This window comes from Pseudomonas veronii, assembly GCF_001439695.1.
Classification (GTDB): domain Bacteria; phylum Pseudomonadota; class Gammaproteobacteria; order Pseudomonadales; family Pseudomonadaceae; genus Aquipseudomonas; species Aquipseudomonas veronii.
The window spans coordinates 125,152-147,010 of the sequence record NZ_JYLL01000001.1 but is presented as its reverse complement, the minus strand read 5'-3'; the positions used below and the strand labels follow the sequence as shown (position 1 = coordinate 147,010).

The following is a 21,859-nucleotide window of genomic DNA, read 5'->3' as shown; positions in this document are numbered from 1 at the left end:
TGATTATCGCCAAAGCGGCAAGGAGCCCTCGTGCCCATAGTTGAAATGGAACGTCGCCAGGTGGTGGTGATCGGTGCCGGCCCGTCCGGTGCCATCGCTGCAGCGCTGTTAAAGCGTAAAGGGCATGATGTATTGATTATCGAGCGCCAGCATTTCCCACGCTTTTCGATCGGTGAAAGCCTGCTGTCGCACTGCATCGACTTTATCGAAGAGGCCGGCATGCTCGACGCCGTGCAGGCGGCGGGTTTCCAGGTGAAAACCGGTGCCGCATTCGCTTGGGGCGAGCGCTACAGTGCGTTTGATTTCGGCGATACGTTCAGCCACGGCAAGCCGACCACCTTCCAGGTGCAGCGCGGCGAGTTCGACAAGTTGCTGGCCGATCAGGCGGCGCTGCAAGGCGTCGACATCCGTTACGGCGAAACCATCGTCGGCGTGGATTTCAGCGGTGAAACCCACTACCTGCATGTGCGCCGGGAGAACGGCAGCGAGTACCACATCAAAGCCAAGTTCGTGCTCGACGCCAGCGGCTACGGCCGCGTCCTGCCGCGCCTGCTGGACCTGGAAGCGCCGTCGGATTTCCCGTTGCGCCAGGCGGTGTTCAGCCATGTCGAGGACCGCATCGAACACCCAGGCTTCGACCGCACCAAGATCCTCGTGACGACCCACCCGACCCAGCGCGACATCTGGTTCTGGACCATCCCGTTCAGCAACGGCCGTTGCTCCGTGGGCGTAGTGGCGGCCAAGGAACATTTTGCCGGCCGCGACAACGACCTGGACGCGTGCCTGCGCGGGTTCATCGACGAAACCCCAAGCCTCAGCAGCGTGCTGCAGAACGCCGTGTGGGACACCCCCGCGCGTACCATCGGCGGCTACTCGGCCAACGTCAAAACCTTGCACGGCCCGGGCTTTGCGCTGCTGGGCAACGCGGCAGAATTCCTCGACCCGGTGTTCTCCTCCGGCGTGACCATCGCCATGCGTTCGGCGAGCATGGCCGCGGGCGTGCTGCATCGTCAGCTCAACGGCGAAACCGTGGACTGGCAGCGCGAGTTTGCCGAGCCGTTGAAGCGCGGCGTCGACACCTTCCGCTGCTACGTCGAAGGCTGGTACGCCGGGACGTTCCAGGATGTTATTTTTCACGCTGGCAGCTCGCCGGAGATTCGCCGGATGATCAGTTCGATCCTCGCCGGCTACGCCTGGGACGAGCGCAACCCGTTTGTCAGCGAGCCCAAGCGGCGGTTACGGATGTTGTCGGAAATTTGTGCAGGGGATGCCGTGTGAGCAGTCAGTACTTGAGTAAGAACTACGTCGAAGAAACCAAGTTCGGCTTCTGGTTCCTGCGCAGCCACACCTGGCAGCACCATGTGTTGCGCGTGGCGATCAACGACCTGCGCAGCCTGTTCAGCGAACCGCTGCCGGTGGCGCCGGTACTGCTGGACGCCGGCTGCGGCCAGGGCAAATCCTTCAAGCTGTTGCAGCAAGTGTTTGCGCCGTCCCGCCTGATCGGGCTGGATGCCGACCCGCACAGCCTTGAGCTGAGCAAGGCGGAAGCCGCGCACCAGGGGCTGGACGTCGAGCTGATCGGCAGCGACTGCGCCACCCTCGACGTCGCCGACGCCAGCGTCGATATCCTGTTCTGCCACCAGACCTTCCATCATCTGGTTGAGCAGCACCGTGCATTGAAAGAGTTCTACCGGGTCCTCAAGCCCGGCGGCTATCTGCTGTTTGCCGAGTCCACCGAAGCCTATATCGACACCTGGGTGATTCGCTGGTTGTTCCGCCACCCCATGCAGGTGCAGAAAAGCGCCGAAGAGTACCTGCAGATGCTGCACGAGCAGGGCTTTGAATTCGGCGCGCAGAACGTCTCCTACCCATACCTGTGGTGGAGCCGGGCCAGCGATTTCGGCCTGCTGGAACGCTGGGGCCTGTGCAAGGCACCGCCGGTGGGCCAGCGCGAAGAAACCCTGGTCAACTGCGTGGCGCGCAAACCCTTGGCGAGCGCGGCACCATGATGCGTGCGCTGCTGATCGGCTGCCTGTTGCTGCTGAGCGCCTGCGCCAGCCAACCGCCCTTGCCGGCAAAAAACCCGGCCCTGGCCCTGCCGATGCAACTGCACGTGCAGCGCCTGGCGGACGGCCAGAGCCAGGACTGGTTGCTGGTGATCCAGCGCGAAGGCAACGCGATCCGCTGGTCGATGATGGACCCGCTGGGCATCCCTCAGGCCCGACAGAAGCTGATCGACGGCCAGTGGCAGGCCGACGGGTTGCTGCCGCCCAATCCCCAGGCGCGCGAGCTGTTCGCCGCGTTGCTGTTTGCACTGACTTCGGCGGATGACCTCCGCGCGCTGTACCCGAACGCCCAAGCGATGGACCTGACACGCACCCTGCCGGGCCATTGGCAAATCGTCTATCAGTCATCCGAGGTGTTCAGCGTGAACATGCGCGGGCAACCGCTGAGCTATCGCATCACCCCGCTGGGAATGGCGCGATGACCGCGTATCTGAATGCCCTCGGCGTGATCTGCGCTCTCGGGCGCGGCCAGGCCGACGTCAGCCGCAGCCTGTTTGCCGGCGACTGCTCCGGCATGCGCGCCGAAAGCGACTGGGTGCCGGAGTGCGTGTTGCCGGTTGCCGGCGTACCGGGCGCACTGGCGACCATCCCGCCCGAGCTGGGCCAGCAAAGCAGCCGCAATAACCAGTTGCTGCTCGAAGCCGCGTTGCAGATCGACAGCGAGATCCGCCAGGCGATCCAACGCTACGGCGCGGCGCGGGTCGGCATTGTGCTCGGCACCAGCACCTCGGGCATCGACGAAGCCAGTCGCGGCATTGCCCGTTACCTGAGCGATCATCGGTTCCCCGACGACTACGACTACCAGCAACAGGAACTCAGCGCCCCGGCGAACTTCCTCGCCGACTGGCTGCAACTGAGCGGCCCGGCCTATGTGATTTCCACCGCCTGCACCTCCAGCGCCCGCGCGTTGATGAGTGCCCGGCGCCTGCTGGAGCTGGGCCTGTGCGATGCGGTGATCTGCGGCGGCGTCGACAGCCTGTGCAAGCTGACGCTTAACGGCTTTACCGCGCTGGAGGCGGTCTCGAGCGAGCGTTGCAACCCGTTTTCGGTGAACCGCAACGGCATCAACATCGGCGAAGCGGCGGTGTTGTTTTTGATGACTCGCGAGCCCGCCCCCATCGCGCTGCTAGGCAGTGGCGCGAGTTGCGATGCACACCATATTTCCGCGCCGGAGCCCACTGGCAAAGGCGCGTTGCTGGCGATGCGCAAGGCCCTGGCCAGCGCGCGCTTGAAGCCGGAGCAGATCGGCTACCTGAACCTGCACGGCACCGCCACCCAACACAACGACGCCATGGAAAGCCTGGCCGTCGCCAACCTGTTCCCCGACGGCGTGGCCTGTTCATCGACCAAACCGATGAGCGGCCACACCCTGGGCGCGGCCGGCGCGCTGGAAGCGGCGTTCTGCTGGCTGAGCCTGGCCCACGGCCGGCTGCCGCCCCACGTATGGGACGGCCAGGCCGACCCGGCGCTGCCCGCCTTGCAGTGGGCACGCCGAGGTGACACCTTGAAAAAACGCTGCCTGATGAGCAACTCGTTTGCCTTCGGCGGCAATAATGTCAGCCTGATTATCGCAGAGGCCCCATGATCGATTGGCCACTCGCCGCACTGCTGCCCCACGCGGGCGACATGATCCTGATCGACCAGGTGCTGTCGTTCGACGAAGAGCAGATTCACACCCGCCTCACCGTCAAGCCCGGTGGCTTGTTCAACCGCCCCGACGGCAGCCTGCCGGCCTGGGTCGGCATCGAGCTGATGGCGCAAAGCGTCGCCGCCTATGCCGGTTGCCGCGCGCGCCAGAACGGCCAGGCGGTGGAGCTGGGCTTCCTGTTGGGCACGCGTAAGTTCGAGTGCAACGTGGAGCACTTCCCGGCCGGTGCCGAGTTGACCATCCACGGCCTGCGCTCCCTGGAAGACGACAACGGCATGGGTGTGTTCGAATGCCACCTGACCGGCGACGGTATCCACGCCAGCGCCCGCTTGAACGTATTTCGACCGCCCCAGGCGGCCACCTATTTAGATGAATCGAAGGACGAAACGCCATGACTGAATCCGTACTGGTCACCGGCTCCAGCCGTGGCATCGGCCGCGCCATTGCCCTGCGCCTGGCGCAGGCCGGGCACGACATCGTGTTGCATTGCCGCAGCGGTCGAGCAGAAGCCGACGCGGTGCAGGTCGAGATCGAAGCTCTGGGCCGCAAGGCGCGGGTGCTGCAATTCGACGTTTCCGAGCGGGCCGAGTGCAAGGCAATCCTCGAAGCCGACGTGGAACAACACGGCGCGTATTACGGCGTGGTGCTCAACGCCGGCCTGACCCGCGACGGCGCGTTCCCGGCCTTGTCGGAAGACGACTGGGACGTGGTGATGCGTACCAACCTCGACGGTTTCTACAACGTGCTGCACCCGGTGATGATGCCGATGATCCGCCGTCGCGCCGCCGGGCGTATCGTGTGCATCACCTCGGTGTCCGGGCTGATCGGCAATCGCGGCCAGGTCAACTACAGCGCCTCCAAGGCCGGCCTGATCGGCGCGGCCAAGGCCCTGGCCATCGAGCTGGGCAAGCGCAAGATCACCGTCAACTGCGTCGCACCGGGCCTGATCGACACCGCGATGCTCGATGAAAACGTGCCGGTCGAAGAGCTGATGAAAATGATCCCGGCGCAGCGCATGGGCACGCCGGAAGAAGTGGCCGGCGCGGTGAATTTCCTGATGTCGGCCGAAGCCGGCTATATCACCCGCCAGGTCTTGGCCGTGAACGGAGGTCTGTGTTGATGAAGCGCGTGGTCGTAACCGGCATGGCCGGCATCACCTCCCTGGGCAGCGACTGGAACACCATCGCCGCCAACTTTCGCGCCAACCGCAGCGGCATCCGGCGCATGGACGAGTGGGACCGTTTCAGCGAATTGAACACGCGCCTGGCCGGGCCGATCGACGACTTCGTCGTGCCCGCGCACTGGACCCGCAAGCAACTGCGCAGCATGGGCCGCGTATCGCGCCTGGCGGTGTGGGCGGCGGAGCAGGCGCTGAAAGACGCCGGCTTGCTCGGTGACGAGTCGATCAAGGACGGGCGCATGGGCGTGGCCTGCGGCTCGTCCACCGGCAGCACCGACGAGATCAAGGCGTTCGGCAACATGCTGCTCAACTCGGTGGCCGAGGGGCTGAACGCCAACTCCTATGTCCGCATGATGCCCCACACCACGGCGGCGAATATCAGCATCTTCTTTGGCCTCACCGGGCGCTTGATTCCCACGTCCAGCGCTTGCACCAGCGGCAGCCAGGGCATCGGCTATGCCTATGAGGCGATCAAGTTCGGACGCCTGCCGCTGATGCTCGCCGGCGGCGCCGAAGAGCTGTGCCCCACCGAAGCCATGGTGTTTGACGCGCTCTACGCCACCAGCCTGAAGAACGATGCGCCACAGACCAGCCCGCGCCCCTACGACAGCGGCCGCGACGGCCTGGTGATCGGCGAAGGCGGCGGCATGCTGGTGCTCGAAGAACTGGAACATGCCCTGGCCCGTGGCGCACACATCCACGCCGAAATTGTCGGTTTCGGCAGCAACGCCGACGGCCAGCACACCACGCGCCCGGAACAGAAAACCATGCGCCGCGCCATGGAGCTGGCCCTGGAAGACGCCGGGCTCGAGCCCTCGGTCATCGGCTACGTGAACGGCCATGGCACCGCCACCGACCAGGGCGACATCGCCGAAACCCTGGCCACCAACAGCCTGTTCGGCAGCCGCATGCCCATCAGCTCGCAGAAGAGTTTCCTCGGCCACACCCTGGGCGCGTGCGGGGCGCTGGAGTCGTGGTTCAGCATCGAGATGATGAACCGCGACCAGTACGTACACACCTTCAACCTGGATTCCGTCGACCCGCAGTGCGGCGAGCTGGATTACCTGCAAGGTGAGTTTCGCGAGATGCACCACGACTACGTGATGAACAACAACTTTGCCTTCGGCGGCGTCAACACCTCGTTGATCTTCCGCCGCTGGTCCTGACTTTTTACATCAACTGGAGAAAACGGAATGTCTTCCTTGCTACGCGCCACCCTGATCACCCTGGCCCTGCTGACCGGCGCCGGTTGCACCAGCAAACCGGTGCTCAACACCCAGCACGACTTGCCGGCGGGTGCCCAGGTCAGCGAAGAACAAGTCAAACAGGTGATCGTCACCGCCCTGCAAAAACGCGAATGGACCGTGCAACGCCTGAGCCCGCAACTGGTGCAGGCTGAGATCACCGTGCGCAATCAGTTCTACGCCGCCATCGACATCCGCTACACCCGCAACAGCTACGCCATCACTTACCGCGACAGCCGCGACCTGGGCTACAAGGACGGCAAGATCCATCGCAACTACAACCGTTGGGTGAGCATGCTGGATCGGGACATCATGGCGGGGTTGCGTTCGGCGGGGATGCAGTAACCCCGGAAACGACAAAGGGCGCCGTTCGGCGCCCTCTTCACAAACCGGTGGGCTTGTCATCGCCGCGTCCTGCCTGGCTCTGCAAGCGCTGGCAAAACACAGCTGAACTCACCGCCCCCCAAGCGCGCTGCGAACCGCCGCCTTACGCGTCAACAACTCCACAAACGCCTGCGCCATCGGCGTTTGCGCGCCCTTGCGCTGCACCAGCCATACCGCCGTCACCGCCTCCTGGTCGAGCAGGGTGCGATAGACCACGCCATCGATTCGGATGCGCTGGTAGGACGCCGGCAGCACCGACACGCCCAACCCCGCCGCGACCAACCCGATGATCGTCATCGCCTCCCCGGCTTCCTGGGCAAAGCGCGGGCTGAAGCCGGCGTCGCGGGCCAGGTTGAGCAGTTGCGCGTAGAGGCCGCTGCCGTAGCTGCGCGGGAAAAACACGAACGGCTCCTCGGCCAACTGCACCAGGTGCAAGCCCCGCTCGCTGCCTTGCACCAAGGGATGATCGGCGTTGAGCACCGCCACCAGAGGTTCGCGCATCAACTCCACCACACTCAGCGAGTCTGGCAACGGCAGCGGCCGCATCAAGCCGACCTGGATCGACTCATCCACCAGCGACTCGGCTACCTCGGTGCTGCTCATTTCCTGCAAACTCAGGTGGACCGCCGGGAACGCCTGGCGAAACGCAAAGATCGCCTGGGGGATGCTCGAATTGAACGGCGCCGACGACGTGAAGCCGATCTTCAGTTCGCCCAGCTCACCCAACTGCGCCCGGCGTGCCACATCCGCGGCCTTATCGACTTGCGCCAGCACCAGTCGCGCCTCGTGCAGGAACAAGCGCCCGGCTTCGCTCAGTTCGACCCGACGGTTGGTCCGCTCGAACAAACGCGCCCCCACCTCGTGCTCCAGCGCCTGGATCTGCTGGCTCAGAGGCGGTTGCGAGATGCCCAGCACCTGCGCGGCCCGGCCAAAATGCAGCTCTTCGGCGACGGCGATGAAGTACCGCAGGTGACGTAATTCCATAGCAGCCTCATTAGGTCGTTAAAGCTATCAAACAGGTCGAACAATATATTGGAAAGAATCATTAGGCAGCTATATTCTTTTTTGCATTGCCGGTCCTGGCAGGCTTTTCCTCCCCGAGGTCCCCGTGAAATCTGCTGTCGCTCCATTCGCTCAAGAAGTCCCGTTGACTGCCCTGGATAAGAGGGTGGAGCAGCTCACTGACACGTACATCGAAAAAGGTACACCGATGTTCATGCGGACCGTGCTGGCGCTGTTCTGCGGCGGCTTCGCGACGTTTGCCCTGCTGTATTGCGTGCAGCCGATGATGCCGGCGTTGTCCCACGAATTTTCCATCAACGCGGCGCAAAGCAGCCTGGTGCTGTCGGTGTCCACGGCGATGCTCGCCCTGGGCCTGCTGATCACCGGGCCGATTTCCGACACCCTGGGGCGCAAGCCGGTGATGGTCGCCGCGTTGTTCTGTGCCGCCCTATCCACCATCGCCAGCGGCCTGATGCCGAGTTGGGAAGGGATTCTGCTGATGCGCGCGCTGCTGGGGCTGTCGCTGAGTGGCCTGGCTGCCGTGGCGATGACTTACCTGAGCGAAGAGATCCACCCGCAGCACATCGGCCTGGCCATGGGCCTGTACATCGGCGGTAACGCCATCGGCGGCATGAGCGGGCGCCTGATCATCGGCGTATTGATCGACTTCGTCAGCTGGCACACCGCCGTGCTGATCATCGGCGCCCTGGCCCTGATCGCCGCGACGGTGTTCTGGAAAATCCTCCCCGAATCGCGCAACTTCCGCGCCAGCAGCCTCAAGCCGCGCAGCCTGGTGGACGGCTTCGTCATGCACTTCAAGGACGCGGGCCTGCCGTGGTTGTTCCTCGAAGCCTTCCTGCTGATGGGCGCGTTTGTGACGATGTTCAACTACATCGGCTATCGCCTGCTGGCCGCCCCGTATGACCTGAGCCAGGCCGTGGTCGGCCTGCTGTCGCTGGTGTACCTCTCGGGCATCTACAGCTCGGCGAAAATCGGCGCGCTGGCCGACCGCCTCGGCCGCCGCCGTGTGCTGTGGGCCACCATCGTGTCGATGCTTGGCGGCATCGGCCTGACCCTGTTCACTCCGCTGTGGCTGGTGATACCCGGCATGCTGGTGTTCACCTTCGGCTTCTTCGGCGCGCACTCGGTGGCCAGCAGCTGGATCGGCCGTCGCGCGGTGAAAGCCAAGGGGCAAGCGTCGTCGCTGTACCTGTTCTGCTACTACGCGGGGTCAAGCGTCGCCGGCACCACGGGGGGGTTCTTCTGGCATTTGGCCGGGTGGAACGGGATTGGCGGGTTTATCGTCGCGCTGTTGCTCGGCGCGTTGCTGGTGGCGTTGAAGTTGGCGAAGTTGCCGCCGCTGGCCTCCGCTTGAGGCGCAGCGCCCTAGAACGACATCCGCACCATCACCCGCTTGCCCCGGCGCTCGTGCATAACCACGGCGCCGATGTGCATCACCAGCATCAGCAACAAGGCCACGCAGGACAGCACATGCACGCGGGAGTACCAGACGATGCTGGCCAGGTCACCGTGAAACGGTGCGAAGGAGACCAGGTTAAAGAGGTTGATCGGGCGATCCATCATCAGTACCCCTGTTGCCAGCACCATTGCCAACACCACATACATGGTCTTATGCACCCATAGCGCCAGGTATTCCCGCGGTGAACGCCTGACGGAAAAATCCAGGCCGTGGGTAAAGGAGCAATAAACCCGCACGACAAACACCGGGATGTACAGGGTGGTCAATGACACATTGAAAAAAAACACCCACGCTTTGACCGAGGCCGGCACGGCGAATATCGCCACGACAGAACCTGACAATAGCGCCCACACGATGATGACGGCCGAAACCCAATGCAGCAGTTTCTGGCACGTTGAATAGTCAGCGGTATTCATCCAGCGATCACCTGACAACGGACGCCAATCACTGGCGAGTGGAAAAGTTGGGCAGGATTTTTTCTTGGGCGGACAACGGCAGCCGTAGGATAAGTCCTAAAGACCACAGACTACCAAGGCAGGACTTAACAAGAGCTGAAGCGCAACGAGCCCCCGCCTGCCGGGCAGACGGGGGCTCGATTCAGGCGGGGACGCTGGTTACTCGTGATACTGCGCCGACAACTCATGCACCGCGCGCAAGAACGCGCCGGCATGTTCCGGGTTCACTTCCGGCGTAATGCCGTGACCCAGGTTGAACACATGCCCGCTGCCCTTGCCGTAGCTGGCCAGGATGCGCCCGACTTCGGTGCAGATGGCTTCTGGCTTGGCGTACAGCACGGTCGGGTCCATGTTGCCTTGCAGCGCAACCTGGTTGCCGACGCGACGGCGGGCGTCGCCGATGTCGCAGGTCCAGTCCAGGCCCAGGGCATCCGCACCGGCATCGGCGATGCTTTCCAGCCACAGGCCGCCGCCCTTGGTGAACAGGATCACCGGCACTTTACGGCCTTCGTGTTCGCGGATCAGGCCGCTGACGATCTTGCGCATGTAGGCCAGGGAGAACTCCTGGTACGCCGCCGCCGACAGGTTGCCGCCCCAGGTGTCGAAGATCTGCACCGCTTGCGCGCCGGCCATGATCTGGCCGTTGAGGTACGAGGTGACCGACTGCGCCAGCTTGTCCAGCAGCAGGTGCATGGCCTGCGGGTTGTCGTAGAGCATGGCCTTGGTCTTGCGGAAGTCTTTCGACGAGCCGCCTTCGACCATGTAGGTGGCCAGGGTCCAGGGGCTGCCGGAGAAGCCGATCAGCGGCACGCGGCCATTGAGCTCGCGGCGGATGGTGCTGACGGCGTCCATCACGTAACCGAGGTCTTTGTGCGGGTCCGGGATCGGCAGCGCTTCGATGTCGGCCAGGGTGCTGATGACTTTCTTGAAACGCGGGCCTTCGCCGGTCTCGAAGTACAGGCCTTGGCCCATGGCGTCAGGAATGGTGAGGATATCGGAGAAGAGGATGGCCGCATCCAGCTCCGGGTAGCGGTCCAACGGCTGCAGGGTGACTTCGCAGGCGAACTCCGGGTTCATGCACAGGCTCATGAAATCGCCGGCCTGGGCGCGGCTGGCGCGGTATTCCGGCAGGTAGCGACCGGCTTGACGCATCATCCACACAGGGGTGACGTCTACGGGCTGCTTGAGCAGGGCACGAAGGAAACGGTCGTTCTTGAGGGCAGTCATGTCGGCATCCGCAAAAAAAGTACGGGCATTTTCTCAGAGCGCGACGCAAAAGGCACGGGATGAGCCGTGCCTTTTATCTATCGGGTTGATTTACGACAATCTCTTGGGCACATCAAAACCAAATGTGGGAGGGGGCTTGCCCCCGATTGCAGTGTGTCAGTCTCAGTATCTTTAACTGGACTACCGCTATCGGGGGCAAGCCCCCTCCCACATGTTGATCCCATTTCAACTCGGGATCGGGTCAGACCTGCAGGTAGTCCAGGATACCTTCGGCGGCGTTGCGGCCTTCGAAGATCGCCGTCACTACCAGGTCAGAGCCGCGCACCATGTCGCCACCGGCGAAGATCTTCGGGTTGCTGGTCTGGTGCTTGTACTGGCCTTGTTCCGGGGCGACGACGCGGCCCTGGCTGTCGGTCTGGATCTGGAACTGCTCGAACCACGGCGCCGGGCTTGGGCGGAAGCCGAAGGCGATGACCACGGCGTCGGCCGGGATGATCTCTTCGGAACCCGGGATCGGCTCGGGGCTGCGACGGCCACGGGCGTCCGGTTCGCCGAGACGGGTCTCGACCACCTTCACGCCTTCGACGCGGTCTTCACCGACAATCGCGATCGGCTGGCGGTTATAGAGGAATTTCACGCCTTCTTCCTTGGCGTTCTTCACCTCTTTGCGCGAGCCTGGCATGTTCGCTTCGTCACGACGATAGGCACAGGTCACCGACTTGGCGCCCTGGCGGATCGAGGTACGGTTACAGTCCATCGCGGTGTCGCCACCGCCCAGCACCACGACCTTCTTGCCTTTCATGTCGATGAAGTCTTCCGGCGACTTTTCAAAGCCCAGGTTGCGGTTGACGTTGGCGATCAGGAAGTCGAGCGCGTCGTACACGCCCGGCAGGTCCTCGCCGGCAAAGCCGCCCTTCATGTAGGTGTAGGTGCCCATGCCCATGAACACCGCATCGTATTCGGCGAGCAGTTGTTCCATGGTCACGTCTTTGCCGACTTCGGTGTTCAGGCGGAACTCGATGCCCATGCCAGTGAACACTTCACGACGATTGCTCAGCACGGTTTTTTCCAGCTTGAACTCGGGGATGCCGAAGGTCAGCAGGCCGCCGATTTCCGGGTTCTTGTCGAACACCACCGGGGTCACGCCGCCACGCACCAGCACGTCGGCACAGCCCAGGCCCGCCGGGCCCGCGCCGATGATCGCGACGCGCTTGCCGTTCGGCTTGACCTTGGACATGTCCGGGCGCCAGCCCATGGCGAAGGCGGTGTCGGTGATGTACTTCTCCACCGAACCGATGGTCACCGCGCCGAAACCGTCGTTGAGGGTGCAGGCACCCTCGCACAGACGGTCCTGCGGGCACACCCGGCCGCAGACTTCCGGCAGGGTGTTGGTCTGGTGCGACAGCTCGGCGGCGGCGAGGATGTTGCCCTCGGCCACCAGTTTCAGCCAGTTGGGAATGAAGTTGTGTACCGGACACTTCCATTCGCAATACGGGTTACCGCACCCCAGGCAGCGGTGGGCCTGGTCGGCCGACTGCTGGGGTTTGAAGGGTTCGTAGATTTCCACGAACTCTTTCTTGCGTTGACGCAACAGTTTCTTCTTCGGATCTTTGCGCCCGACATCGATGAACTGGAAGTCGTTATTCAGACGTTCAGCCATGTTAAAACCTCATCAAACTCTTCAGGCGCATATCACTGCGGGTTGGCACGGATGCTGGAAAGCAACGATTTCAGGTTGGCAGCCTTGGGCTTGACCAGCCAGAAACGACGCAGGAAATCATCAAGGTTCTCGGCGAGGTTACGACCCCATTCGCTGCCGGTTTCCTCGACGTACTCGTCCAGCACGTGCTGCAAGTGGTTACGGTGGGATTCCATCGCTTCGCCGCTGATCCGCTGGATCTCGACCAACTCGTGGTTGACCCGGTCGACGAAGGTGTTGTCCTGGTCGAGCACGTAGGCGAAACCGCCGGTCATGCCCGAACCGAAGTTGTAACCGGTCTTGCCCAGTACCGCGACAAAGCCCCCGGTCATGTACTCGCAGCAGTGATCGCCAGTGCCTTCCACCACGGTGTGGGCACCGGAGTTACGCACGGCGAAACGCTCACCAGCGGTCCCCGCGGCGAACAGCTTGCCGCCGGTGGCGCCGTACAAGCAGGTGTTGCCGATGATGGCACTGTCCTGGGTCTTGTAGACGCTGCCTTTAGGCGGAACGATCACCAGCTTGCCGCCGGTCATGCCCTTGCCCACGTAGTCGTTGGCGTCACCTTCCAGGTACATGTGCAGGCCACCGGCGTTCCACACGCCGAAGCTCTGGCCCGCGGTGCCCATGAAGCGGAAGGTGATCGGCGCCTTGGCCATGCCCTGGTTGCCGTGCTTGCGCGCGATTTCGCCGGAGATGCGTGCGCCGATGGAACGGTCGCAGTTGCAAATGTCCAGGCTGAATTCGCCGCCGCTGGCGTCGTTGATCGACGAAGCGGCCATCTCGACCATCTTCTCGGCCAGCAGGCCCTTGTCGAACGGTGGGTTGCGGTCCACCTGGCAGAATTGCGGCTTGTCGGCCGGGATGTGATCGCTGCCCAACAGCGGCGTCAGGTCCAGGTGTTGTTGCTTGGCGGTCTGGCCTTCGAGGATGTCCAGCAGATCGGTGCGGCCGATCAGCTCTTCGAGGGAGCGCACGCCCAGCTTGGCCAGCCACTCACGGGTTTCTTCGGCGACGTAGGTGAAGAAATTCACCACCATGTCGACGGTGCCGATGTAGTGATCCTTGCGCAGCTTCTCGTTCTGAGTGGCGACGCCGGTGGCGCAGTTGTTCAGGTGGCAGATGCGCAGGTATTTGCAGCCCAGGGCGATCATCGGCGCGGTGCCGAAGCCGAAGCTTTCGGCGCCGAGGATCGCGGCCTTGATCACGTCGAGGCCGGTTTTCAGGCCGCCGTCGGTTTGCACCCGGACTTTGCCGCGCAGGTCGTTGCCGCGCAGGGTCTGGTGCGTCTCGGCCAGGCCCAGCTCCCACGGAGCGCCGGCGTACTTGATCGAGGTCAGCGGCGAAGCGCCGGTGCCGCCGTCGTAGCCGGAGATGGTGATCAGGTCGGCATAGGCCTTGGCCACACCGGCGGCGATGGTGCCCACGCCGGCTTCCGCCACCAGTTTCACCGAGACCAGGGCCTGCGGGTTGACTTGTTTGAGGTCGAAAATCAGCTGCGACAAGTCTTCGATCGAGTAGATGTCGTGGTGCGGCGGTGGCGAGATCAGGGTCACGCCCGGCACCGCATAACGCAGCTTGGCGATCAGACCGTTGACCTTGCCGCCTGGCAGCTGGCCGCCTTCACCGGGCTTGGCGCCCTGGGCGACTTTGATCTGCAGCACTTCGGCGTTGACCAGGTATTCCGGGGTTACACCGAAACGGCCAGTCGCCACTTGCTTGATTTTCGAGCTCTTGATGGTGCCATAGCGCGCCGGGTCTTCGCCGCCTTCGCCGGAGTTGGAACGCGCACCCAGGCGGTTCATGGCTTCGGCCAGGGCTTCGTGCGCCTCGGGCGACAAGGCGCCCAGGGAAATACCGGCGGAGTCGAAGCGCTTGAGGACCGATTCGAGCGGTTCGATTTCGCTGAGGGCCAGCGGCGTATCCAGGGTTTTCACCTTGAACAGGTCGCGGATCATCGACACCGGGCGGTTATCCACCAGCGCGGTGTATTCCTTGAACTTGGCGTAGTCGCCCTGCTGCACAGCGGCTTGCAGGGTGCTGACCACGTCCGGGTTGTAGGCGTGATACTCGCCACCGTGTACGAACTTGAGCAGGCCGCCTTGCTGGATCGGCTTGCGCGCACTCCAGGCTTCGGCCGCCAGGGCTTTCTGCTCGGCTTCGATGTCGACGAAACGCGCACCCTTGATGCGGCTCGGCACGCCACGGAAGCTCAGCTCGCAGACTTCTTCCGACAGGCCAATGGCCTCGAACAACTGCGCGCCACGGTAGGAAGTGACGGTGGAGATGCCCATCTTCGACAGGATCTTCAGCAGGCCCTTGGTGATGCCTTTGCGGTAGTTCTTGAACACCTCGTAGAGGTCGCCCAGCACTTCACCGGTACGGATCAGGTCACCGAGCACTTCGTAGGCGAGGAACGGGTACACCGCCGAGGCGCCGAAACCGATCAGCACCGCGAAGTGATGCGGGTCGCGGGCGGTGGCGGTTTCCACGAGGATGTTGGAGTCGCAGCGCAGGCCTTTTTCGGTCAGGCGGTGATGGACCGCGCCGGTGGCCAGGGAGGCGTGGATCGGCAGCTTGCCCGGTGCGATGTGACGGTCGGTCAGCACGATCTGGGTACGCCCGGCGCGCACGGCTTCTTCGGCCTGGTCCGCGACATTGCGCACCGCGGCTTCAAGGCCGAGGCTCTCGTCGTAGTTCAGGTCGATGATCTGGCGGTCGAAGCCCGGACGCTCCAGGGTCATCAGCGAACGCCACTTGGCCGGGGAAATGACCGGCGAGCTGAGGATCACACGGGAGGCGTGCTCAGGCGATTCCTGGAAGATGTTGCGCTCGGCACCGAGACACACTTCCAGGGACATCACGATGGCTTCACGCAGCGGGTCGATCGGTGGGTTGGTCACCTGGGCGAACTGCTGGCGGAAATAGTCGTATGGCGTGCGAACGCGCTGGGACAGCACGGCCATCGGCGTGTCGTCGCCCATCGAGCCGACCGCCTCGTAGCCTTGCTCGCCGAGCGGACGCAGCACCTGGTCGCGCTCTTCGAACGTGACCTGGTACATCTTCATGTACTGCTTGAGCTGGTCGATGTCGTAGAACGCCGAACCGTGGTCGTTGTCTTCCATGGTCGCCTGGATGCGCAGGGCATTCTTGCGCAGCCATTGCTTGTACGGGTGACGGGACTTCAAGCGGTTGTCGATCGCATCGGTGTCGAGGATCTGCCCGGTTTCGGTGTCCACGGCGAGGATCTGGCCAGGGCCGACGCGGCCTTTGGCGATCACATCTTCCGGCTGGTAGTTCCACACGCCGATTTCCGACGCGAGGGTGATGAAACCGTTGGTGGTGGTCACCCAACGCGCCGGGCGCAGACCGTTACGGTCGAGCAGGCACACCGCGTAGCGGCCGTCGGTCATGACCACGCCGGCCGGGCCGTCCCACGGTTCCATGTGCATCGAGTTGTACTCATAGAACGCCCGCAGATCGGGGTCCATGGTCTCGACGTTCTGCCACGCAGGCGGAATGATCATCCGCACGCCACGGAACAGGTCGATGCCGCCGGTGACCATCAGTTCGAGCATGTTGTCCATGCTGGAGGAGTCGGAGCCGACGCGGTTGACCAGCGGACCGAGCTCTTCCAGGTCCATCAAATCGTTGGCGAACTTGGTGCGACGGGCCACGGCCCAGTTGCGGTTGCCGGTGATGGTGTTGATCTCGCCGTTGTGGGCGAGGAAGCGGAATGGCTGGGCCAGCGGCCATTTCGGCAGGGTGTTGGTGGAGAAGCGCTGGTGGAACACGCAGATCGCGGTTTGCAGGCGCTCATCGCTCAGGTCCGGATAGAAGGCGGTCAAGTCCGCCGGCATCATCAGGCCTTTATAAATGATGGTCTTGTGCGAAAAGCTGCAGATGTAGTGGTCGGTGTCGGCGGCATTCGACACGGACGAGCGACGACGCGAGGTGAACAGCTTGATCGCCATGTCCTGGTCGCTCAGGCCGTCGCCCGCGATGAACACCTGTTCGATCTGCGGCAGGCGCTCCAGGGCCAGGCGGCCGAGCACACTGGTGTCGATCGGCACTTTGCGCCAGCCGACGAGTTGCAGGCCGGCCGCGAGGATTTCGCGGTTCATGTTCTCGCGAGCGGCTTCGGCTTTGACCGGGTCCTGGTTGAAAAACACCATGCCCACGGCGTACTGCTTGGGCAGCTCGACCGCGAAATGCTGTTTGGCGATGGCGCGCAGGAACAAGTCGGGCTTTTGAATGAGCAAGCCACAACCGTCACCGGTCTTGCCGTCGGCGTTGATCCCACCGCGGTGGGTCATGCAGGTCAGGGCCTCGATGGCCGTTTGCAAAAGGGTATGACTGGGCTCGCCCTGCATATGGGCAATCAGGCCGAAACCGCAGTTATCCTTGAATTCATCGGGTTGGTACAGACCTGCTTTCATAGACACTTTCTCACCAGGCTGCCTCTTATATCGAGGCAAATTTCTTTTCAATTCAACCAGTTACCTTCCACGCCGAACGTTCGCCGGCTTTGCAGGGGCAAAAGGGAGGTCATTGTACACACCGACACAGACGCTCACAAATTTAGCGACGAGATGTCGCAAATCTATGTCGCATTTATGAAAGGTTTAAAGCGATATGCTGTGCTAGTCAAAACTTTTTTAATTTTGACCGCTACGACTCAAAAGCCACTGTGACGCAGACACCACAATGCGCGCGGCCTTGAGGGCTGCACGCACTTGCGGTTTTTTTTGAGGTGCCGGGAGGGCGGCCTGGGTAAGGCCGCCGAATCTTCAGCGAGTTGCTGCCAGTTCTTGTTGAACGCTGGCAACAGTGCGAGGCCAAGGTTTACCAGCCTGAACCTTCGCTGGCAAGGCTTTGATAGCGGTATCGGCGGCGGCACGGCTGGAGAAGCTGCCGTAAGTGATCACGTAAAGCGGCTTGCCGTTGAGCACCTTCTTGAAATAACGGTACTCGCCGCCCTGCTCTTTGACGAAGGCTTGAGCATTGGCTTCGGAGCTGGTGCCGAGGATCTGCACCACGAAGTTACCGCTGGGCTGGCTGGTGTACCAGCTGCTGCCGGTGGCGCCGGCCTTGGCGACAGTCACCGGTTTTTCCGCCGGTTTGGCGGCCGGGGCCGGAGCTGGCTTGGCGACAGGCGCTGGCGCGACCGGCTTGGCGACGGGCGCCGGTTTGGCGGTCGCGACCGTAGGCGCAGGTACAGGCACAGGCGTTGGTTTTGCCGCCGGTTGACCGGCAGGCACGCCCACTGGCGGCGCGGTGGTGGTCACGGTCGGCGGTGTGCTGCTGGAGCCTTCCACTGGCACGCCGTCGTCGCCTTCGGAGATACCGCCGGCCGCTTCGGCGAGCGGGCCGCGCATGACGGGCTGGCCGACCATCGGCAGGTTGGTCGGTTGGCCGGAGTTGGCGAACTCGACATTCGGCGTGGGTTTACCCAGTGGTAACTGCGCCTGTTCGGTTGGCGCGCCGGCAGGCGTCGGTGCCTTGCTGCGACCTGGGATCAACCAGGCGGCGGCGACAGCGACCACGACAACGGCGGAAATAGCCAATACGTGCTTTTTAGGCATAGTGAACCCCATCTTTGGACGCTTGACCGCAGAGCGGCTGGCAATCATGGCTTCAATCATCGCATCGCGGGCAACCTGGTTGATGGTGCCAGGCCAGCCGTCGGAGCTTTCGTGAATATCAGAGATCTGCTGAGCGGAGAAAAGTTCGATGCCCTGCCCGGCGCCTTCGAGGCGTTGTGCCAGATATTCGCGGGTTTCTTCCTCTTCATACGGCTGCAATTCGATGACGTGGAACAGCTCCTGCTCGCCGCTGATCTGCTCCAGAGCGGCGATCAGGGACGATTCACCGAACAGGAACACATGCGGACGACCTTCCGGCGTACCCGCCGCCAGCGCCAGCAGCGCTTCGAGGGCCGACTCGTCAAGCTGCTCGGCGTCGTCCACCAGCAGGTAGACTTCCTGGCCGGTCAGGCCCAGTTGCACCACTTGCTTGAGAATCGCATTCGGCTCGGCGCTGGCAACGTCCAGGGCCTGGGCCACCTGACGCAGCACGCCCGCCGCATCGCCGGCGCCACGCGCCGACACCACTACGCTTTGCACCGATTGCTTGTTGGTGCTGGCGACCAGCGCCTGGCGCAGCAAGGTCTTGCCGCTGCCCAGCGGGCCGGTGACGACCAGCAACAACTGGCTGTAGCGCGCCAGGTGATGCAACTGCCCGAGCACCGGCTTGCGCTGCGCAGGGAAGAATTTGAAACCAGGCACCCGTGGAGCGAAGGGGTCGTGGCTTAACTGGTAATGGCCGAGGAACGCCTCGTCGGCATGCAAACTAGTCATCGGGCTCTTATTAACCTTTAAGCTGGGCCAGGGCGCGGTAATCCGCTCCCAGCGTGGCCTGTAGAATCTCTTTCGGATAATCGTCGGTCACCACCGCTTCGCCCATGCGGCGCAGCAGCACCAGTCGCAGTCGACCGTCGATCACTTTCTTGTCTATCGCCATATGTTCGAGGAAATCCGCCTCGCTCATTTCCTCGGGCGGGATCACCGGCAACCCGGCGCGCTGGAACAGGCGGATGCCCCGATCCCGCTCCTGGGCGCTGATCCAGCCCAGGCGTTGCGACATCTCCAATGCCATCACTGTGCCAGCCGCTACGGCTTCCCCATGCAACCACACACCATAGCCCATGTGCGTTTCGATCGCATGGCCGAAGGTGTGGCCCAGGTTCAAGGTGGCCCGTACACCGGACTCCCGTTCGTCGGCATTCACCACCAGCGCCTTGGCCGCACAGGAACGGGAGATCGCTTCGGTCAGCGCCACCTGGTCCAGCGCGCGCAGGGCGTCGACATGTTCTTCCAGCCAGGTCAGGAACGGCTCGTCGCAGATCAGCCCGTACTTGATGACTTCCGCCAGGCCCGCCGACAGCTCGCGCGGGGGCAAGGTGTTGAGGGTCGCGGTGTCGATCAGCACAGCCTGGGGCTGGTAGAACGCGCCCACCATGTTTTTGCCCAGCGGATGGTTGATGCCGGTCTTGCCGCCCACCGACGAATCGACCTGGGACAGCAAGGTGGTCGGCACCTGGATGAAATCCACGCCGCGCTGGTAACAGGCGGCCGCAAAACCGGCCATGTCACCAATCACGCCGCCACCGAGGGCGACCACGGTGGTGCGCCGGTCATGGCGTGCGGTCAGCAGGCCATCGAAGATCAGTTGCAGGGTTTCCCAGTTCTTGTGGGCTTCGCCGTCGGGCAGCACCACGGAGATCACCGAGTACGCCGCCAGGCTGCGGCTCAGACGCTCAAGATACAGCGGCGCGACCGTTTCGTTGGAGATGATCGCCACTTGCCGCCCGGCAATATGCGGTGCGAGCAACTCGGGCTGGTCGAGCAGACCTTCGCCAATATGGATCGGGTAGCTGCGCTCGCCTAGATCGACCTTAAGTGTCTGCATGTGTCCCCGCGTTGAAGATGTATTAACGACCGGCAACGTCGTGATCCGACGTCGCCTGATGGCTCTACGCCACACCCCACAGGGTGATGACGCGCCGCCGAGAATAGCGCATTTCGGGCCTGGCTTTAACGGGGTGGCAGCCGTTGCAGGCGCTCGAGAATGTCGAGCACCACCATCCGAGGTGGCCGCTCATCGGTTTCCACCACCAGATCGGCGATTTCCCGATACAGCGGATCGCGCAGCGCCAGCAGATCCCGCAGGGTCTTCGCCGGGTCGGCGGTGCGCAGCAGTGGGCGATTGCGATCACGCGCGGTGCGCCCCACCTGCTGCTCGACCGACGCATGCAGATAGACCACCCGACCACCGGCATGCAATGCCCGGCGGTTCTCCTCGCGCATCACGGCACCGCCGCCGGTCGCCAGGACCACGCCATCGCAAGCGCACAGCTCGGCAATCATCGCCTGCTCACGGTCACGAAAGCCCAGTTCGCCTTCCTTATCGAAGATCCACGGGATATTGGCACCCGAGCGCACTTCAATTTCCTTATCGGAGTCTTTGAATGGCAGGCGCAGCTCTTTGGCCAGCAAACGGCCGATGGTGCTTTTTCCAGCCCCCATCGGTCCTACAAGAATCAAATTTCGCACAGAATCAACGACTCACAGCAATCGCCTGGTTATTCATAATACGCGGAGTCAGGAATACCAGCAGCTCGGATTTTTTTTCTGCCAGCACATCGCGCCGGAAAAGGCGGCCAAGATACGGCACATCGCCCAAAAATGGCACTTTATCTAGCACTTTGCTTTGGGTATTGGAGAAAACTCCGCCGATGACGATGGTCTCGCCGTCCCTGACCAGCACCTTGGCGTTGACCTCATTTTTCTTGATCGGCGGTACGTCGTTGAGCTTGTTCAGGTAATCCGGCTCATCCTTGGTGACTTTGACCTCCATGATCACGCGGTCGTCGGGGGTGATTTGCGGGGTGACTTCCAGGGACAGCGAAGCCTCCTTGAACGACACCGAGGTGGCGCCGCTGGAGCTGGACTCCTGGTAGGGAATCTCGGTGCCCTTGAGGATGCGCGCGGTCTCCTTGTCGGACGTGACCACCTTGGGCTGCGAGACAATCTCGCCGTTGCCGGTTTTTTCCATCGCGGTCAGTTCCAGGTCCAGCAGCAGGTTGTCGGTGATAAACGCGATCCCCAGGCCAGAAGTGTTGGTGAGCGCCCCCAAGTCGACAAAGGGCGAGCCGGACGGGTTTTCCACAGGCTCGGTGCCTGGCTCCGGAGGTTTCTCGACACCGCCGGCGCCCCAGTTGCCGCGATTGATCCGCCCTCCCCAGCGCACGCCCAGGCTTTTGTCGTAGTCGACATTGGCCTCGACAATCCGCGCCTCGATCATCACCTGGCGCACCGGAATATCCAGCTGCGCCACGATGCGTCGCAGCTCTTCCAGGCGTTCGCCGGTCTGGTAGGCGATGATGTTATTGGTGCGGTCATCCACCGCCACCGAGCCGCGTTCGTCGGTGGTGCCTTCCAGGCCGGTCACCGATTGGAACAACTTGGCCAGGTCCGCAGCCTTGGCGTAATTGACCTGCAACAGTTCGCGCCGCAATGGCGCCAGTTCAGCCATCTGCTTGCGCGACTCCAGCGTCAGCAGCTCGCGCGCGGCCAACTCGTCGGCGGGCGCCACCAACAGCACCCCGGCCTTTATCCGCTGGTCCAGCCCCTTGCTTTGCAACACTAGGTCCAGCGCCTGGTCCCAAGGCACGTCCTTGAGCCGCAGGGTGATCGAACCTTGCACATCGTCGCTGGCGACCAGATTCAGGCCCGCCACATCGGCAATCTGCTGCAACACGGCGCGCAGCTCGATGTTCTGGAAGTTGAGGTTCAGCTTGTCGCCGGTATAGGTACCTGATGCCGCACCGCCGGGAGGCGGCAGCTGGATCAGATCCACACGATTGGGCACAGCAGCAGCCATCGGTGCCGTGAACGCTATCCATAGCGCCAC

17 protein-coding genes and 1 pseudogene are annotated in these 21,859 nt (G+C 63.0%); 9 read left to right on the top strand and 9 right to left on the bottom strand.

The genetic code is table 11. The annotated features are described in order from the left end of the window. The first annotated feature begins 30 nt into the window (after positions 1-30). The 8 genes from TU80_RS00620 to TU80_RS00585 are packed head-to-tail and all read left to right on the top strand — an operon-like array spanning position 31 to position 6,483. Positions 31-1,278 (top strand): NAD(P)/FAD-dependent oxidoreductase, encoded by a 1,248-nt coding sequence (locus tag TU80_RS00620; protein ID WP_026140390.1) that lies wholly within the window; start codon positions 31-33, stop codon positions 1,276-1,278. Next, positions 1,275-2,009, top strand: a complete 735-nt coding sequence (locus TU80_RS00615) for a class I SAM-dependent methyltransferase (protein WP_057003641.1) — start codon at positions 1,275-1,277, stop codon at positions 2,007-2,009. Before TU80_RS00620 ends, TU80_RS00615 begins: the two co-directional genes overlap by 4 nt. Further along, positions 2,006-2,488 carry a hypothetical protein gene (locus TU80_RS00610; protein WP_046490803.1) on the top strand — a complete coding sequence of 161 codons (483 nt, stop codon included), beginning with the start codon at positions 2,006-2,008 and terminating at the stop codon, positions 2,486-2,488. The genes TU80_RS00615 and TU80_RS00610 overlap by 4 nt, the downstream gene beginning before the upstream one ends. Continuing rightward, positions 2,485-3,651 (top strand): beta-ketoacyl-[acyl-carrier-protein] synthase family protein, encoded by a 1,167-nt coding sequence (locus TU80_RS00605; protein ID WP_057003640.1) that lies wholly within the window; start codon positions 2,485-2,487, stop codon positions 3,649-3,651. Before TU80_RS00610 ends, TU80_RS00605 begins: the two co-directional genes overlap by 4 nt. Continuing rightward, positions 3,648-4,109, top strand: a complete 462-nt coding sequence (locus TU80_RS00600; RefSeq protein ID WP_017849846.1) for a hotdog family protein — start codon at positions 3,648-3,650, stop codon at positions 4,107-4,109. The genes TU80_RS00605 and TU80_RS00600 overlap by 4 nt, the downstream gene beginning before the upstream one ends. Then, the gene (fabG, locus tag TU80_RS00595) at positions 4,106-4,834 is read left to right on the top strand and encodes a 3-oxoacyl-ACP reductase FabG (protein WP_057003639.1); all 729 of its coding nucleotides are present in this window, start codon (positions 4,106-4,108) and stop codon (positions 4,832-4,834) included. Before TU80_RS00600 ends, fabG begins: the two co-directional genes overlap by 4 nt. After that, positions 4,834-6,060 carry a beta-ketoacyl-ACP synthase gene (locus TU80_RS00590; RefSeq protein WP_046384962.1) on the top strand — a complete coding sequence of 409 codons (1,227 nt, stop codon included), beginning with the start codon at positions 4,834-4,836 and terminating at the stop codon, positions 6,058-6,060. Before fabG ends, TU80_RS00590 begins: the two co-directional genes overlap by 1 nt. Before the next feature lie 27 nt (positions 6,061-6,087). Next, positions 6,088-6,483, top strand: coding sequence for a hypothetical protein (locus TU80_RS00585; RefSeq protein WP_017849849.1), 396 nt, complete (start codon positions 6,088-6,090; stop codon positions 6,481-6,483). Positions 6,484-6,591: 108 nt separating this feature from the next. Here TU80_RS00585 and TU80_RS00580 read toward each other — a convergent pair whose 3' ends face one another. Beyond that, complete coding sequence (locus TU80_RS00580) at positions 6,592-7,506, bottom strand: LysR family transcriptional regulator (RefSeq protein ID WP_057003638.1); 915 nt, start codon at positions 7,504-7,506, stop codon at positions 6,592-6,594. Between the two features lie 124 nt (positions 7,507-7,630). On the opposite strand from TU80_RS00580, the gene TU80_RS00575 reads away from it, so the two are divergent. Further along, the gene (locus TU80_RS00575) at positions 7,631-8,899 is read left to right on the top strand and encodes an MFS transporter (protein ID WP_082643792.1); all 1,269 of its coding nucleotides are present in this window, start codon (positions 7,631-7,633) and stop codon (positions 8,897-8,899) included. A gap of 11 nt (positions 8,900-8,910) precedes the next feature. On the opposite strand, the gene TU80_RS00570 is transcribed toward TU80_RS00575, so the two are convergent. The 8 genes and pseudogenes from TU80_RS00570 to TU80_RS00535 all read right to left on the bottom strand — a co-directional run. Continuing rightward, positions 8,911-9,420 carry a cytochrome b/b6 domain-containing protein gene (locus TU80_RS00570; RefSeq protein WP_057003637.1) on the bottom strand — a complete coding sequence of 170 codons (510 nt, stop codon included), beginning with the start codon at positions 9,418-9,420 and terminating at the stop codon, positions 8,911-8,913. A 198-nt stretch (positions 9,421-9,618) separates the two neighbouring features. After that, positions 9,619-10,686: a uroporphyrinogen decarboxylase gene (hemE, locus tag TU80_RS00565; protein WP_017849853.1), complete on the bottom strand. Its 1,068-nt coding sequence runs from the start codon at positions 10,684-10,686 to the stop codon at positions 9,619-9,621. A 241-nt stretch (positions 10,687-10,927) separates the two neighbouring features. Beyond that, positions 10,928-12,346 carry an FAD-dependent oxidoreductase gene (locus tag TU80_RS00560; protein ID WP_017849854.1) on the bottom strand — a complete coding sequence of 473 codons (1,419 nt, stop codon included), beginning with the start codon at positions 12,344-12,346 and terminating at the stop codon, positions 10,928-10,930. A 32-nt stretch (positions 12,347-12,378) separates the two neighbouring features. Then, a complete protein-coding gene (gene gltB, locus TU80_RS00555) occupies positions 12,379-16,824 on the bottom strand; it encodes a glutamate synthase large subunit (protein ID WP_057003636.1) in 4,446 nt (1,481 codons plus the stop codon). 351 nt (positions 16,825-17,175) lie between these two features. Next, positions 17,176-18,744: an SPOR domain-containing protein gene (locus TU80_RS00550; RefSeq protein ID WP_057003635.1), complete on the bottom strand. Its 1,569-nt coding sequence runs from the start codon at positions 18,742-18,744 to the stop codon at positions 17,176-17,178. A 10-nt stretch (positions 18,745-18,754) separates the two neighbouring features. Then, positions 18,755-19,855, bottom strand: a complete 1,101-nt coding sequence (gene aroB, locus TU80_RS00545; RefSeq protein ID WP_017849857.1) for a 3-dehydroquinate synthase — start codon at positions 19,853-19,855, stop codon at positions 18,755-18,757. Positions 19,856-19,980: 125 nt separating this feature from the next. Beyond that, entirely contained in the window at positions 19,981-20,499 is a 519-nt protein-coding gene (gene aroK / locus TU80_RS00540) for a shikimate kinase AroK (RefSeq protein ID WP_026140392.1), read from the bottom strand. A 4-nt stretch (positions 20,500-20,503) separates the two neighbouring features. After that, a pseudogene (locus tag TU80_RS00535) lies at positions 20,504-21,757 on the bottom strand (type IV pilus secretin PilQ); the annotation flags it as partial. Positions 21,758-21,859 lie beyond the last annotated feature (102 nt).